Genomic DNA, 13644 nt, shown 5'->3' with positions numbered 1-13644 from the left:
TCACGGACGCAGGCACCGCGTACTCCTAGCGTTGGCTCCATGAGTAGCGACTGGCTGGGTGGGGGCGTCGTCTGGGCGCTCGCCGCCGTTCTGTGGGTCGCCTACCTCATCCCCACGTGGATGCGCCGCCGGTCGTTCAACGCGACCGAGCGCAACGCGGTGAGACTGCAGCAGACCCTGCGCATCCTCGCCGAGACCGCGGAAGTGCCCGAGCACGTGCGTGCGGAGGCGACGGCCCGAGAGGTCGCGCTCCAGCAGCGCAGGCTCCGGGTGACCGAGACACGACGACGAGCCGAAGAGAAGGCACAGGCGATGGAGCTGGCACAGGCGGAGAAGGCGGCGCGCGAGGCGCTGCGGCGGGCGGCCGCGAGCACGAGGCGGAGCACCCAGTCCGGGCCGAGCGCGCTGCGCTGGCGCCAGGGTGCGGCGCTGACGGTGCTCGTGGGCTTCGTGGCCGCGCTGGTGGGGCTCGTGATGCTGCCCTTCGGCGGCACCGGAGCGGTGCCCCTGGTGGGAGCCCTCGTGCTCGCGGCCGGGCTGGGCACGCTGATCCTGCTCGCTCCGGGTCGCCGCCGGCAGAGCGCGCCTGCCGCGGTCGCGACCGACACGGGCGAGATCGCCCGCCGGCGCGCGGAGGTGTTCGAGGCGGAGCTCGCCGAGGAGTCCGAGGACGTCGAGGAGGCGCCCGTCGCCGCCGAGGCACGCTGGACCCCGCAGCCGCTCCCGAAGCCCCTCTACCTCTCCCGCGGCACCGTCGCGGCCAGCGCCATGGCGTCCATCGATGCGGTCGAGCGCCTGCGTGCAGCGGCAGCGGATGCGGAGCTCGCCCAGCGCGCTGCGGCTGCGGCCCCCGAGGTCGCACCGATCCGCGCGCCGCGCCCCTCGGCTCCGGCCCCGGAGGCGCCCCGACCGTCGTCGCGGTTCGCCTCGATGGGCGTCGTCGAGGGCGTCGACGCGATCGATCTCGACCAGGCGCTGCAGCGCCGTCGCGGGGCCTGAGCCCGTCCGAGCCCCGGCTCGCCGCGTGCTAGTGTGGACGAGTTGTTCGGGCCGGTGACGGTTCGAAGGGCACGGGTCCGTGGCGCAGTTGGTAGCGCGCTTCGTTCGCAATGAAGAGGTCAGGGGTTCGAATCCCCTCGGATCCACCAGTGCTGATCAGATCAGCACGTGAAGGCCCGCTCGTGAGAGCGGGCCTTCGTCGTTCCCGGGCCGTCCGGAGTCGATCCCGCGCCTCCGACCTGCGTCTGCGACAGTGAGGGCATGGCCCTCGAGATCGCCGCCCTCCGCGCGCACTTCCCCAGTCTCCAGTCCGGCATCGCGCACTTCGACGGGCCGGGCGGGACGCAGACTCCCACCGCGGTCGGCGAGGCGATCCTCCGCACGATCACGGGGCCGCTGTCGATCCGCGGGTCAGCGACCGTCTCCGAGCGCAACGCCGAGGAGTGCGTCGCCGGGTTCCGCTCCGCGATCGCCGATCTCCTGGGCGACGACGGCAGGGGTGTCGTCCACGGCCGGAGCGCGACCCAGCTCACCTACGACTTCTCGCGGCACCTGGCCACGACCTGGGCGCCGGGCGACGAGGTCGTCGTGTCCCGGCTGGATCACGACGCGAACGTGCGCCCGTGGATCCAGGCGGCTGTGGCGGCCGGCGCCACGGTGCGCTGGATCGACTTCGATCCCGCGACAGCGGAGATCGACCCGGGGTCGGTCGCCGGCGCGATCACGGAGCGCACGAGGCTCGTGGCGATCACGGCCGCCTCCAACCTGCTCGGCACGATCCCGCCCGTGCGCGCGATCGCCGACGCGGCGCACGCCGTCGGCGCTCTCGTCTACATCGACGGCGTGCACTACACCGCGCACTCGGCGGTCGACGTGAGCGCGCTCGGCGCGGACTTCTTCGTCTGCTCGCCGTACAAGTTCCTCGGTCCGCACTGCGGCGTGCTCGTCGCGGCCCCGGAGCTGCTCGAATCGCTGCATCCGGACAAGCTGCTGCCCTCGACCGACGTCGTCCCCGAGCGGTTCGAGTTCGGCACGCTGCCCTACGAGATCCTGGCGGGAGTGACGGCCGCCGTGGAGTTCCTCGCCGCGATCGCACCGGGCGACGCGATCGGTCGGCGGGCGCGACTGCTGGCGTCGGCCCAGGCCGTCCACGAGCACGAGCTCGCGCTGCGGACACGACTCGAGTCGGGTCTGGCGGCCCTCGGCGACGAGGTCACCGTGCACTCGAGGGCGCGGGACCGCACCCCGACGCTGCTGGTGACGTTCGCGTCGCACGCCTCCGCCGACGCCTCGCGGTTCCTCGCGGAGCGCGACGTCCTGGCACCGGCGGGCTCGTTCTACGCGCGCGAGGCCTTCGATCGTCTCGGCCTCGAGGATTCGGCGGGACTGCGCATCGGTGTGGCTCCGTACACCGACGAGGAGGACGTCGATCGCCTGCTCGCCGCGCTCGCCGAGTTCCTCGCCTGACGCGGACGGCCGGCTACTCCGCGTTCTCGTCGAGCAGCGCCGAGACCGAGCGGTGCACGTCGACGCGCTCCTTGCGGACCGAGTCGCTGACCGTCCGCATCGCCGTGATGCGGTCGACGATCACACTGACGCGCTCGACGGGGACGACGCGGGTGGTGACGACGGGCTCCTCCGCGTGCAGGACCATCGTCACCGGGCCGGCGACCGGGGAGTCGCCGACCGGCGAGCTCTCGACCGGCTCCCGCTCGATCACCAGCTCCTCGCGGCGGAGGCGGACCGTGACGGTGCGCTCCTCCGTCACGATGACCCTCCGGATGCGCAGGCGCTCGGTCGCGATGCGGACCGTCGTGACCTCGAGCCGCTCCTCCGAGCGGATCACCGAGACGGGGTCGCTCATTTCTGCGGCTTCCCGGCGCTCTCGCGCAGCTCGCGGCCGTCGGCCACGTCGTCCGCGTGCTTCTTCGCCTTCTTCTCGCTGAGGCGGGTGTCGCGCGGCGGGAGCTGGAGGACCTCCTCCGCCTCGATGCCGGCCTGCAGCTGACGGCCGCGCTCGAGCTCGGCGTCGAACTCGGCGCCGAACAGCAGCGCCAGGTTCGTGATCCAGAGCCAGAGGAGGAAGACGATCACGCCGCCCAGTGCGCCGTAGGTCTTGTTGTAGTTGCTGAAGTTCGCGACGTAGAAGGCGAAGCCGGCGGAGGCGAGGGCCCAGATCACGAGGGCGAGGACCGAGCCGAGGCTCGTCCAGGCGAACTTCGGCTGCTTCACATTGGGCGACCAGTGGTAGAGCACGGCGACGATGACCACCATGATCACGATCAGGACCGGCCACTTCGCGATGCTCCACACCGTGAGAGCGACCTCGCCCAGGCCGATGGCGTCGCCGATGGTCTCGGCGATCGGTCCGCTGAGCACGAGGATGAGGCCGGCGATCACGAGCAGCGCGACCGTCACGAGGGTGATGCCGAGCATCGTCGGGCGGAGCTTCCAGATCGGGCGCCCCTCGTCGATCCCGTAGATCCGGTTCATCGCGCGGCCGAAGGCGCCGACGTAGCCGGAGGCCGACCAGAGCGCGCCGAGCAGGCCGGCGACGAAGGCGACGCCGGCGGCGTTCGAGGAGGTCAGCTCCTTCAGCGGGCCGCGGACCGTGTCGAGGACGTCGGGGGAGACGAAGCCGCCCGCGAGCTCGAGCACGGTGCTCGTGGTCGACTCGGCCTGCCCGAAGAGCCCCAGGATCGAGACGATCGCCAGGAGGCCCGGGAAGAGGGCGAGGACCGCGTAGTAGGTGAGCGCCGCGGCGAGGTCGGTGCACTGATCGGCGCCGAACTCGCGCAGCGTCTTCTTGAGGACGTAGCCCCAGGAGCGCGCGGTGACATCCGTCGGATCGTCGGGCTTGCGGGAGTCGTCAGGATCGGGAGCGGTCTGCTCGCGCTCGGTGCTGGTCTGGGACACGGTTCTCCTCGGTGGTCCTCCCGGCGGGCGCTGCTGCGGCCGGGGTGCTGCGAACGCCGCAGCGGCGGAGGCGGTCATCGCCCCCGCCGCTGCGACGTGGTGTTCTCGGAGTCGTCAGACGCCGTCGGTCGTGCGGCGCGAGGTCGCGTCGTCGATCTCGATCTCCTCGTGGCTGACGTCCTCGGTCACCTGGCGCTCTTCGGTGACCGTCTCGGTGCCGAGCGAGACGCGCTCGACCGGGACGGTCTCCTTGGCGGCGACGACGCGGTCCTCGGTGAGGACGACCTCGTGCTCCTCCTCGCTGAGGTCCGGGCCGGCGGTCGCCGAGCCGATGTTCGCATCGGTGATCGGCTCGCGGACGACGCGGACCTCGTCGTGGCTGACCGGCACGGTGACGGTCTCCTGCTCGGTGACGACGTGCTTGCGGAGGCGGGCGCGCCCGGCCTCCACGCGCTCGGTGCCGACGTGCAGCTGCTCCTCGGAGCGCGTCATCGCGTCGTCGGTGGTCGGGCCGGAGGTGTCGTGGCCGACGGTGGTGTCGACGCCGGTGGTGGTGGCGTGGTCGGGAGTGGTGTCGACGTCGGTCGTTCCGCCGAAGCCGGCCGCGCTGTCGACGTTCTCGGTCTCGGAGGCCGAGGCCGCGCCGCCGAGGTTGTAGTAGCGGTAGAGGTCCGCCTCCTCGTCGGCGTTGAGCGCGCCGTCGGCGTCGATCCGCGGTGCGTCCTTCACGAACGACTTGTCGTAGGCGACGCTCAGGCGGCCATCGTCGAACGAGGCGCCCTCGAGCGGGACGAACGACTCCGAGGTGCCGAAGAGACCGGTGCGGACGGTCGCCCAGACGGGCGTTCCGCTCTCGTCGGCGACGTAGACCTGCTCGACCGAGCCGATCTTGTCTCCGTCGGAGCCGTGGACGGGGGATCCGATGATGCTGTCGATCGCAGTGCTGTCGATCATGTGACTTCCTTCTTCGTCGAGGGTGGGGTCGCGCTGACGCGCCGCCGATCACCGGGCGGTGGTGACCGTCCGGTGGGGGTGAGGGGGAGAGCGGCGTCGTCGATCCCGACCGTATGACCGGGATCCCGAGAGGTCACGGAGGTTGACAGCTCCCCCCGCCGCGCGAGAGAGTGCGCCGTATTCGGGGGACACGATGTGTCAGCGCACGGTCGCGTCCGGCTCGTCCCAGTTCTCGACGGTCTGCAGCACCCAGAACGCCGCGAACAGCGCCAGCGCGGCCGCCTCGCCGATCAGGAGCCACTGGTCGCCCAGCAGACTCGCGCCGCTGCCCGTGGCGACGAGCGCGATCAGCAGCACCTCGACCAGAGCGATCAGGGCCGCGAGGGCCGCGTAGCAGCGCGCGTAGACGACGGGCGAGCCCGGTCCGGTGACCCCCTCGGCGCCGACCTCCGCCGCGTGGATCCCGGCGACGGCGGCGATCAGCACGAAGAAGGCACCGGCGGCCGCGTAGTGCGCGACGAGGCCGAACGACGGCTGCGTCGACCAGAGCCCGACGGCCGCGAGCAGGAGCGCGGCGATGCCGCAGCGCAGGACGGCCCAGCGGTCGAGGGAGCGGTCGAGTGCGAGGAAGACGACGGAGGCGGCGAGCACCGCGGCCGACACGGTCAGGTAGGCGAGCATCCCCACCGCGACCTCGTCGACAGTGCCCGCGGGCAGGCAGCGCGCGGCGCCGTCGGCGCAGCCGGCGCCGGGCAGCTCGCCGGCGTCGAGCGGAACGGGGACCAGCGCGATGATCGGCGCGATCATCCCGGCCAGGAGGAGCAGGTAGCGCCGGACACTGCGGCCCGCCAGCACGACGAGCGCGACGGCTACGGCGACGAGGGCGCCGACGAAGACGCTGCGCGCCGGCGTGTAGTACGCGGCGCTGATCGAGCGGAGGGGACCGAGAGCGATCAGGTGCCAGACGACGCCGACGCCGAGCAGGAGAACGGCTGCGCAGAGCGAGACGCGGACGTAGCGGTAGGTGCGCTGCGACGAGACGGGTGCACCCCGGCCGAGGGCGTCGGAGCGGGGCACCCGGCTACTCCGCGCGGAGGCCCGAGGAGGCGAGGGCGAAGTCGACGTCGATGCGGATGGCGACGCGGAGCGGGTTCGGGCGCGGCGTCCGGTACCGAGCGGAGTAGAGCTCGACCGCGTGCGCGACGGCATCGGGCTCCTCCTCGATCGTCGCGGGGCCGCCGAGGCTGAGCCAGCGGATGCCGTCGACCTGGCTGACGGTCGCGGTGCCGCCGCGGCGGACGTTCAGCACCTTCTGGCTCTCGCGCGAGGTGATGACGCGCACCACTCCGTCCTCATAGGTGAACCCGACGGCGACGACGTGGAGGCGCCCCTGCTGCCACGGGGTCGAGAGGGTGGCCAGGTGGCGATCGGTCACGAAGGCGAGGCCGTCGGCGCTGAGGATGCTCATCCGTCGAGCGTATCCGGGAGCGGAGCTGCGGCCCTCGGGCTCGGTGCTCCTCCACGGCGTCGCACTTGGTTGCCTGTGCACGGCCGGCGTCGCGGAGTGCATACTGAGATGGTACTGCGACATATGCTCACCTCGTCGAGACGGATCGGCCGTCTCGCATCGAGGAGGAACACCATGTCACTGCGCACACGTCGGATCGCGGCAGCGATCGCCGCCGCTCTTCTCGCCGGAGCGGTCGCCGCTCCGGCGGAGGCGTACGGGTCGGGCCAGGCCAGGGTCACCCCGGGAGGCGGCTGCAATGCCGGCACCTACTACTACCGGAGCGATGCGGGCAGCGGCAGAGCCAACGCCTTCACCTCGTTCGACGGGTACTGCTGGGGCAACAAGTCGGCGGGGGCGCAGCCGATCGCCGGAGCGTCGGTCGGCAAGTGGCAGTACAACTGGGGCTCGGTGAGCGCCTCGATCACGAAGCCCGCGAACGCCACGGTGTACGGCAACCACTCCATCAACGGCGGATACGTGCGGAGCACCTGATGGGGCGTCGAGGTCTCGCGCTCTCCGGCTCGGGAGCCGTCGTGCTGCTCGTGCTCGCGGGCTGCTCGGGAGCGGTGCCGGACGACTCCGTCCGGCACGAGCCGCTGTCGTCCGCGCAGATCGAGGCCCTCGGGGAGCAGGAGCGCGAGTCGGGTCACGATGAGCAGGCGGAGTCCCTCGAGGACGGCGTCGTGACGTTCGAGGAGTACGACGCGTCCTTCACCCGCTACGCCGAGTGCCTGACCGGCAAGGGCTTCACGGTCGAGGGTCCTCAGGTCAGCCCGGTGGACGGTGTCAGATACGAGTCGTCGACCGACATCGGCACGCGGGAGCGGTCCGCCGCGCTCGCCGACATCGACGAGTGCCAGGCGAGGTACTCGACGAGCGTCGCCCAGGCCTACGAGCTGTCCCGACCGCAGGTCATGGATCCCCCGCTCGCGACGGCGGCCGGGGAGTGCCTGACCGGGAGGGGCCTCTCCGTGACGGGGGAGGAGGCGAACGTCGTCGACTTCGTCGAGTCGGTCGGAGAGGCCGAGGACGACGTGGTGATGGACTGCGTCCTCGATGAGGCGACCCGCCTCTATCCCGAGATGCCCGCCCTCTCGGTGGGGTACTGAGGCGGCACCGGACCGCGGGGAGCGGCATCGGCGGGCCCGCGATCGACGCTTCGCTCCTCCACAGGAGCGGAAGAGCACGCAGTCGTCCCGAGACGTGCCGATCACCATCCGAGTATGGGAGGCTGAGTCCTACGATCTGAGCACTACTCACCTCGGGGCGGATCCCACCCGCCCCGCCATCAAGGAGGAATCATGTCTCGTCGATCACGGCGCACAGCTCTGGTCGCCCTCGCCTCGGCGGCCCTCGTCGCAGGTCTCGCCGCGCCCACGGCTCTCGCCTACGGCTCGGGGTCGAGTCAGATCACGCCGGGCGGCGGCTGCAACTCGGGCGCGTACTACTACCGCAGCAACCCGAGCGGCGGTCAGGCCGTCGCCTTCACGTCCTTCAACGGGTACTGCTGGGGCAACAAGTCCGCGGGTGCCCGCGCGATCGCCGGAGCCTCGGTCGGATCGTGGCAGTACAACTGGGGGAGCGTCACCGCGAGCCGGTCGAACCCGCAGTCCGCGACGGTCTACGGCAACCACTCGATCAACGGCGGATACCCGCGGAACACGTGATGCGACGATCCATCACCGCGCTCGCCGGTCTCGCCGCGCTCCTCGGGCTCGCCGGCTGCGCCGCCGGAGGCCCGAGCGGCTCCGTCCGTCACGAGCCGATGTCGTCCGGTCGGATCGAGGCGCTCGCGGCCCAGGAGCGGGACGCCGGGCACGAGGAGCAGGCGGAGCTCCTCGAGGACGGCGTCGTGACCTTCGAGGAGTACGACGCGTCGTTCGTCCTCTACGCCCGCTGTCTCACCGACAAGGGCCTGAGCGTCGAGGGCCCGCAGATCAGCCCGGTGGACGGGGTGAGGTACCAGTCCTCGGTCGACATCGGCACGCGCGAGCAGACCGCCGCGCTGGCCGACATCGACGAGTGCGAGGCCGTCTACCGCACGAGCGCGGCCCAGGCCTACGAGCTGTCGCAGCCGCAGGTGATGGACGCACCTCTGGCGGAGGCGACCGCCGAGTGCCTGCGCGGCAAGGGGCTCGCGGCGACGGGCGAGGAGACCGAGGTCGCCGACTTCGTCGACTCCGTCGGCGAGGCCGAGGCCGAGGAGGCGGTCGACTGCGTGCTGAGCGAGGCCTCGCGCCTCTACCCCGAGATGACGTCGCTCTCGGCGGGGTACTGACGTGGTGCGAGGGGTGGCGCGGCGATCGCGGATCTCCGCGGGTTCCGTGATCGTGCGCGCTCTCCTCACCCTCGGGCTGCTCGCGTGGATCGCGCTCCCGATCGGCGGGTACCTCGTGCTCGCGGAGTCGACCCGGACGGCGGGACTCGCACCGAGCATCGACGTCTGGTCGCCGGTGCAGGCGAGCACGGCCGCGTCCCGGCGCTCGGTCGGCGTCGTCGTCGGCAGGGGCGCCGCCGTCGAGCTCTACGCCCCGGCGTGGAGCGGGATCGTCGAGGCGACCGGGATCGCGCCGGGCACCCTCCTGCGCGACGGAGACGTCGTGGCGACCGTCGGCGGGATCGACCGGCCGGCCGTCGCCTCCGATCGACCGTTCGGCCGGGAGCTCCGGCGCGGCGACGAGGGGGCGGACGTCGCCTCGCTCAACCGCCTGCTCGCCCGCCGGGACCTCTCCGCCTCCGACTCGGATGAGTTCACCGCTCGGACCCTGACCGGAGTCCGCTCCCTCGCGGACGATCTGGGGGTGCCGGGGTCTGACGCGCTCGAGGCGTTCGACCCCGCCTGGCTGGTCTTCCTGCCGCAGCCGGAGGTGCGCATCGCGACGACGACGCTCCGCGTCGGAGCGCCGGCGCCCGCCCCGGGAGACGCCGTGGCGACGAGCCGGCCGCCCCTCTCGTCCGCGCTGCTCGACGCGGTGGGGACCTCGGAGGCGGGCGAGGGCGCCGAAGCGACCGTGCAGAGCGCCGTCGTCGCGGCCGTGGGGGAGCGGCTCGAGATCGGCGGGCGGGAGCTCCCCCTGTCGGTCGACCGGCTGGGTGTCGACGCCACCGGCTGGGGTGCGCTCGACGAGATGATCGATCCCGCTCTGGCGAGGATCGACGCCGTGCTGATCGCCGAGCCGACCCCCGGCACCTGGGTGGTCCCGAGCACCGCTGTCGACGAGAGCGGGTCGGGCGCGGCCTGCCTCCTCAGGCGGCGGGCGGGGGCGAGCGGGGAGCCGGTCGAGGTCACCGTCGAGTCGAGCGCGCTCGGTCGCAGCACCGTCTCGGGTCCGCTCGGCGACGACGACGAGGTGCTCGTCGCCTCCGCGACGGGGGAGCCGCCGTGCTCGTGACGCTCGACGGCGTGGGGGTCGTCCGCGGCTCCCGCCCGATCCTCCAGGACGTGTCGCTCGCCCTCTCGTCCGGAGAGACCGTCGCCCTCGTCGGCCCGTCCGGAGCAGGCAAGTCCACCCTCCTCGGCGTCGTGGCGGGAGACCTCCGCCCGACCCGCGGCACCGTGCGGACGGTGGCGCGGGAGAGTGCTGCCTGGATCGTCCAGTCGACCCCCGTGCTCGCCCGCCGCAGCGCCCTCGACAACGTCGCCCTGGGGGCTCTCTCCTCGGGAGCCACCCGCCGTGCGGCGGAGAGAACGGCGATCGGGGTGATGACGGCTCTCGGAATCGAGACGCTCGCTCCGCAGGCGGTGCACCGGCTCTCCGGCGGTGAGCGGCAGAGAGTGGCCGTGGCCCGGGCGATGGCCGCGGAGAGCGCGCTGATCCTGGCCGACGAGCCCACCGCCGCGCTCGACGCGGTGTCGCGATCCTTCGTGATCGACGCCCTGACGAGGGCGGCGCAGGAGGGCGCGGCGGTCGTCGTCGCCACTCACGATCCCGTCGTCGCCGAGGCCTGCGACCGCCTCCTCCGGATCGACGCGGGGCTGCTCGTCGACCCTCGGGAGGCCCGCAGTGGCTGACCGGCGCTTCCGTGGAGGCGTCCTCGCGCAGGAGGCGGTCCGGACAGTCGCCGGGCATTCGGCGTTGAGCGCGCTGGCGGTGTCGACCGCGCTCCTCGCGGGTCTGCTGGTGCCCGCGCTCACCGGCGCCGAGGTCGGCGCCGTCGAGACGGAGGCGGCGGAGCGCGTCCTCGCGGGCTCCACCGTCCTGACGATCTCGGCGAAGGATCGCGTCCCTCTCCCCGCAGCCCGCTGCGACGCACTCCGGTCCGTCGCCGGGGTGGCCGGGGCGGGAGGGGTCACCGAGAGCGCCACGGTGCCGGCGGCCGACGGCTCGTCCGTCACCCTGGTCACGGCGACACCGGGCTACGCGGAGGTGGTCTGGCCCGGCGCGGCACTCCGACGGGACGAGTCGCGATCGGCTGTGGCGGGCTCGCTCCTCGGCTCCCGCGCCGGACTCAGCGGATCAGGCACCCTGGCGGGCGTCGTCGTCGACGGCGAGTCCCGCGCCCTCCGGATCGATCAGGTGGCCGCCGCGTCACCCCGGATCCCCTTCCTCGATCGAGCCGTCGTCGTCGCGGAACCCGCCACCGGGACGGTCGTCGAGTGCTTCGTCGAGGCCGACGACGAGGCGCTCGCGGGAGTCGAGGCGATCGCCCTCTCGTGGTTCCCCGCCGAGTACGAGTCGACGATCGCGCCCTTCGATCCCGCTCTCGGCCCCGGCGACGCGCTCGACTCCCGCCTGGCCGGTCGCCTCTCCGCGGCCGGCCCACCGCTCGGAGCCGCGCTCGGCGCGCTGGGCATCGGCGCGACCTGGCTCGCTCGACGCCGCGACCTCGCCCTGTACCGCAGCCTCGGGATGTCGAGCCCGCGCCTCCTGCTCGCCCTCACCGTCGAGACGGCCCTGCAGACGGGAGTGGGGCTGCTGATCGGAGTGGGTGCGGCAGCGGTCCTCCTCCCGTGGTCACCGCTCGCCCTCCGGCTCGCCGCGAGCGATGTCGGAGCACTGCTGGCGCTCACCGCTCTGATCCCCCTGGCGGGCCTCGCCCTCTCTCCGCGCGGCCGAGGCCTGGAGGCGCTGCGGGGCCGATGAGCGAACGGTCACACCCGCAGCAGCAGCGCCTCGCCCTGTCCGCCGCCGCCGCAGAGCGCGGCGACCCCGAGGCCTCCGCCGCGCCGCCGGAGGGCGAGCGCGAGATGCAGGGCGAGGCGCGCCCCGGAGGCGCCGACGGGGTGCCCGAGCGCGATCGCGCCTCCGTCGACGTTGACCGACTCGGGAGCGACGCCGAGATCGTCGGCCGACTGCAGCACCACCGAGGCGAACGCCTCGTTGATCTCGATCAGGTCGAGGTCGGCCACCGCGGCCCCGCGGCGGGCCAGGGCACGGAGGATGGCGGCCGACGGCTGCGAGTGCAGCGAGTTGTCGGGTCCGGCGACCTGCCCGTGCTCGAGGATCTCGGCGATCCAGGGCAGCCGGCGCGCCGCAGCCCAGCCCTTCGACACGACGACGAGCGCGGCCGCCCCGTCGCTGAGTGGAGAGGAGCTGCCTGCCGTGATCGTCCCCTCCGGGGAGAAGGCGGGGGCCAGCCCCGCGAGGATCCCGACCGTCGTCCCGGGCCGGATCCCGTCGTCCTCGGTGACGACCAGGTCGTCGCCCCGGCGCTGGGGCACCGCGACCGGCGCGATCTCCTCGGCCAGGACGCCCGAGGCCCGTGCGGTGGCGGCGCGCTGGTGCGAGAGGGCAGCGTAGGCGTCCTGCCGTTCGCGGCGGATGCCCCGCTCGGCGTTGCCGTCGTCGGTGACCCGCCCCATGATGCGGTCGTCGAAGGGATCGAGCAGCCCGTCGTGTAGCAGCGCGTCCTCGAGCGGGCCTGCACCGACTCCGAGACCCGATCGCGCGCCGAGCAGGAGGTGCGGGGCGCCGGTCATCGACTCCTGACCGCCGGCGACCACGACCGACGCCTCTCCGGTGCGGATGAGACGCGCCGCGTCGATGACGGCGGTGAGGCCCGACAGGCAGAGCTTGTTGATCGTGACGGTCGGCACGTCCCAGCCCAGCCCCGCGCGGACCGACGTCTGCCGCGCCGGACCCTGCCCGGCCCCCGCCTGCAGCACCTGCCCGAGGATCACCGCATCGACGTCGGCCGGCGACGCACCCGAGCGCTCGAGGGCCGCCCGTACGGCGGCGGCGCCGAGCTCGACCGCCGACAGCGAGGCGAAGGCCCCTGAGAAGCGCGCGAACGGAGTCCGCGCTCCTCCGAGGATCACGGGGGTGGTGGCATCGTCCGGCACGGCGGGCTCCTTCGGTGCGGTGGGGGCGCCTACGGCACCAGGAGGATCTTCCCGCGGACGTGGCCGTCCTCGCTCAGCCGGTGCGCCTCCGCGACCTCGTCGAGCGAGAACCGCGGCCCGGTCTCGACCGAGAAGCGCCCCTCGGCGGCGAGCCGCGCCGCGTGCGGCACCGCCTCGCGGCGCAGGCGCTGCTCCTCGTCGGTGAGCGGCACCGGGCTGCCGCCCATCCACGCTCTGATGCCCAGCTCGGCCGCTCGCGCACCGACGACGACCGTCCCGACGTGCTGCGGGTCGTCCACGAGCGCGAGGGAGGCGGCGATCGCCTCGTCGGTGCCCGCCGCGTCGAGCACGCGGTCGACCCCGTCGGGGGCGGCCTCGCGCAGTCGCTCCTCGAGCCCCGGCCCGTAGGCGACGGGCACGGCACCCAGCTCGCGGAGTCGATCGTGGTTCGCCGGGCTGGCCGTCGCGATCACGGTCGCGCCGCGCTCGCGGGCGAACTGGACCGCCGCCTGCCCGACCGCGCCGGCTCCCGCGTGGACGACGAAGGTCGATCCCTCCGCGACTCCGAGCGACACGACGGCCTGGTAGGCGGTGCCGATCGGGATGCCGAGCGCCGCCGCCTCCTCGAACCCCAGGCCCGCGGGCTTCGCGTCGAGCGCCTCGGGCGCCACGACGACGGAGGAGCCGTACGTCCCGGTCGCGCCGGTCACGATCACCTCGTCGCCGATGCTCCAGCCGGAGACGTCGGCACCGACCGCGGTGACGACTCCCGCCCCGTCAGCGCCGAGTCGGCGGGGCGACGTGAGGGGCGGGCTCGGTCGGAGCCCCGAGCGGATCTTCCACTCGATCGGGTTGACGCCTGCCGCGCGGATCGCGACGACGACGCCGTCGGCGGGCGCCTCCGGCTCGGGAGCGTCGACCACCTCGAGCACCTCGGGTCCGCCGATCTCGCGGTACTGCACGATCCTCGCCACGGTGTCCT

The 13644-nt window shown here is 73.2% G+C and carries 16 protein-coding genes and 1 tRNA gene; 10 read left to right on the top strand and 7 right to left on the bottom strand.

The window, feature by feature from the left end:
• Window positions 1-39: 39 nt before the first annotated feature.
• From GRS96_RS15480 to GRS96_RS15470, 3 genes are all read left to right on the top strand, one after another.
• Window positions 40-999, top strand: a complete 960-nt coding sequence (locus GRS96_RS15480) for a hypothetical protein (RefSeq protein WP_159988903.1) — start codon at window positions 40-42, stop codon at window positions 997-999.
• A gap of 73 nt (window positions 1000-1072) precedes the next feature.
• Window positions 1073-1148: transfer RNA gene (locus GRS96_RS15475), tRNA-Ala, on the top strand.
• A gap of 112 nt (window positions 1149-1260) precedes the next feature.
• A complete protein-coding gene (locus GRS96_RS15470) occupies window positions 1261-2466 on the top strand; it encodes a cysteine desulfurase-like protein (RefSeq protein ID WP_159988902.1) in 1206 nt (401 codons plus the stop codon).
• Between the two features lie 13 nt (window positions 2467-2479).
• Here the strand turns inward: GRS96_RS15470 and GRS96_RS15465 are convergent, their stop codons facing one another.
• From GRS96_RS15465 to GRS96_RS15445, 5 genes are all read right to left on the bottom strand, one after another.
• Complete coding sequence (locus tag GRS96_RS15465; RefSeq protein WP_159988901.1) at window positions 2480-2863, bottom strand: DUF2382 domain-containing protein; 384 nt, start codon at window positions 2861-2863, stop codon at window positions 2480-2482.
• Window positions 2860-3915, bottom strand: a complete 1056-nt coding sequence (locus GRS96_RS15460; protein WP_159988900.1) for a YihY/virulence factor BrkB family protein — start codon at window positions 3913-3915, stop codon at window positions 2860-2862. Before GRS96_RS15460 ends, GRS96_RS15465 begins: the two co-directional genes overlap by 4 nt.
• 114 nt (window positions 3916-4029) lie before the next feature.
• Window positions 4030-4869: a DUF2382 domain-containing protein gene (locus GRS96_RS15455; RefSeq protein WP_159856865.1), complete on the bottom strand. Its 840-nt coding sequence runs from the start codon at window positions 4867-4869 to the stop codon at window positions 4030-4032.
• 198 nt (window positions 4870-5067) lie between these two features.
• Entirely contained in the window at window positions 5068-5946 is an 879-nt protein-coding gene (locus GRS96_RS15450; RefSeq protein ID WP_159856863.1) for a hypothetical protein, read from the bottom strand.
• Window positions 5947-5950: 4 nt separating this feature from the next.
• Window positions 5951-6337 (bottom strand): pyridoxamine 5'-phosphate oxidase family protein, encoded by a 387-nt coding sequence (locus tag GRS96_RS15445; protein WP_159856861.1) that lies wholly within the window; start codon window positions 6335-6337, stop codon window positions 5951-5953.
• 174 nt (window positions 6338-6511) lie between these two features.
• Here GRS96_RS15445 and GRS96_RS15440 point away from each other — a divergent pair, with 174 nt between their 5' ends.
• From GRS96_RS15440 to GRS96_RS15410, 7 genes are all read left to right on the top strand, one after another.
• Window positions 6512-6871 carry a hypothetical protein gene (locus tag GRS96_RS15440; protein WP_159988899.1) on the top strand — a complete coding sequence of 120 codons (360 nt, stop codon included), beginning with the start codon at window positions 6512-6514 and terminating at the stop codon, window positions 6869-6871.
• The gene (locus GRS96_RS15435; protein ID WP_159988898.1) at window positions 6871-7488 is read left to right on the top strand and encodes a hypothetical protein; all 618 of its coding nucleotides are present in this window, start codon (window positions 6871-6873) and stop codon (window positions 7486-7488) included. Before GRS96_RS15440 ends, GRS96_RS15435 begins: the two co-directional genes overlap by 1 nt.
• Before the next feature lie 192 nt (window positions 7489-7680).
• Window positions 7681-8046, top strand: coding sequence for a hypothetical protein (locus GRS96_RS15430; RefSeq protein WP_159856855.1), 366 nt, complete (start codon window positions 7681-7683; stop codon window positions 8044-8046).
• Entirely contained in the window at window positions 8046-8657 is a 612-nt protein-coding gene (locus tag GRS96_RS15425) for a hypothetical protein (RefSeq protein WP_159988897.1), read from the top strand. Before GRS96_RS15430 ends, GRS96_RS15425 begins: the two co-directional genes overlap by 1 nt.
• A gap of 52 nt (window positions 8658-8709) precedes the next feature.
• The gene (locus tag GRS96_RS15420) at window positions 8710-9771 is read left to right on the top strand and encodes a hypothetical protein (RefSeq protein WP_159988896.1); all 1062 of its coding nucleotides are present in this window, start codon (window positions 8710-8712) and stop codon (window positions 9769-9771) included.
• The gene (locus GRS96_RS15415) at window positions 9762-10391 is read left to right on the top strand and encodes an ATP-binding cassette domain-containing protein (protein WP_159988895.1); all 630 of its coding nucleotides are present in this window, start codon (window positions 9762-9764) and stop codon (window positions 10389-10391) included. The genes GRS96_RS15420 and GRS96_RS15415 overlap by 10 nt, the downstream gene beginning before the upstream one ends.
• Window positions 10384-11463 carry a hypothetical protein gene (locus GRS96_RS15410; protein ID WP_159856847.1) on the top strand — a complete coding sequence of 360 codons (1080 nt, stop codon included), beginning with the start codon at window positions 10384-10386 and terminating at the stop codon, window positions 11461-11463. Before GRS96_RS15415 ends, GRS96_RS15410 begins: the two co-directional genes overlap by 8 nt.
• Window positions 11464-11471: 8 nt before the next feature.
• Here the strand turns inward: GRS96_RS15410 and GRS96_RS15405 are convergent, their stop codons facing one another.
• Window positions 11472-12662, bottom strand: coding sequence for an acetyl-CoA C-acyltransferase (locus GRS96_RS15405; RefSeq protein ID WP_159988894.1), 1191 nt, complete (start codon window positions 12660-12662; stop codon window positions 11472-11474).
• A 29-nt stretch (window positions 12663-12691) separates the two neighbouring features.
• Window positions 12692-13636 carry an NADP-dependent oxidoreductase gene (locus tag GRS96_RS15400; RefSeq protein WP_159856843.1) on the bottom strand — a complete coding sequence of 315 codons (945 nt, stop codon included), beginning with the start codon at window positions 13634-13636 and terminating at the stop codon, window positions 12692-12694.
• Window positions 13637-13644: the final 8 nt, after the last annotated feature.

It is taken from the genome of Rathayibacter sp. VKM Ac-2803 (assembly GCF_009807175.1).
GTDB lineage: Bacteria > Actinomycetota > Actinomycetes > Actinomycetales > Microbacteriaceae > Rathayibacter.
This window is presented reverse-complemented; position numbering and strand designations above follow the sequence as displayed.

Excerpts from the sequence above, each read along its gene's own strand:
- GRS96_RS15435 (WP_159988898.1), top strand. The coding sequence starts at position 6,871 with ATGGGGCGTCGAGGTCTCGCGCTCTCCGGCTCGGGAGCCGTCGTGCTG.
- GRS96_RS15470 (WP_159988902.1), top strand. The coding sequence starts at position 1,261 with ATGGCCCTCGAGATCGCCGCCCTCCGCGCGCACTTCCCCAGTCTCCAG.
- GRS96_RS15440 (WP_159988899.1), top strand. The coding sequence starts at position 6,512 with ATGTCACTGCGCACACGTCGGATCGCGGCAGCGATCGCCGCCGCTCTT.
- GRS96_RS15430 (WP_159856855.1), top strand. The coding sequence starts at position 7,681 with ATGTCTCGTCGATCACGGCGCACAGCTCTGGTCGCCCTCGCCTCGGCG.
- GRS96_RS15455 (WP_159856865.1), bottom strand. The coding sequence starts at position 4,869 with ATGATCGACAGCACTGCGATCGACAGCATCATCGGATCCCCCGTCCAC.
- GRS96_RS15465 (WP_159988901.1), bottom strand. The coding sequence starts at position 2,863 with ATGAGCGACCCCGTCTCGGTGATCCGCTCGGAGGAGCGGCTCGAGGTC.
- GRS96_RS15480 (WP_159988903.1), top strand. The coding sequence starts at position 40 with ATGAGTAGCGACTGGCTGGGTGGGGGCGTCGTCTGGGCGCTCGCCGCC.
- GRS96_RS15445 (WP_159856861.1), bottom strand. The coding sequence starts at position 6,337 with ATGAGCATCCTCAGCGCCGACGGCCTCGCCTTCGTGACCGATCGCCAC.
- GRS96_RS15425 (WP_159988897.1), top strand. The coding sequence starts at position 8,046 with ATGCGACGATCCATCACCGCGCTCGCCGGTCTCGCCGCGCTCCTCGGG.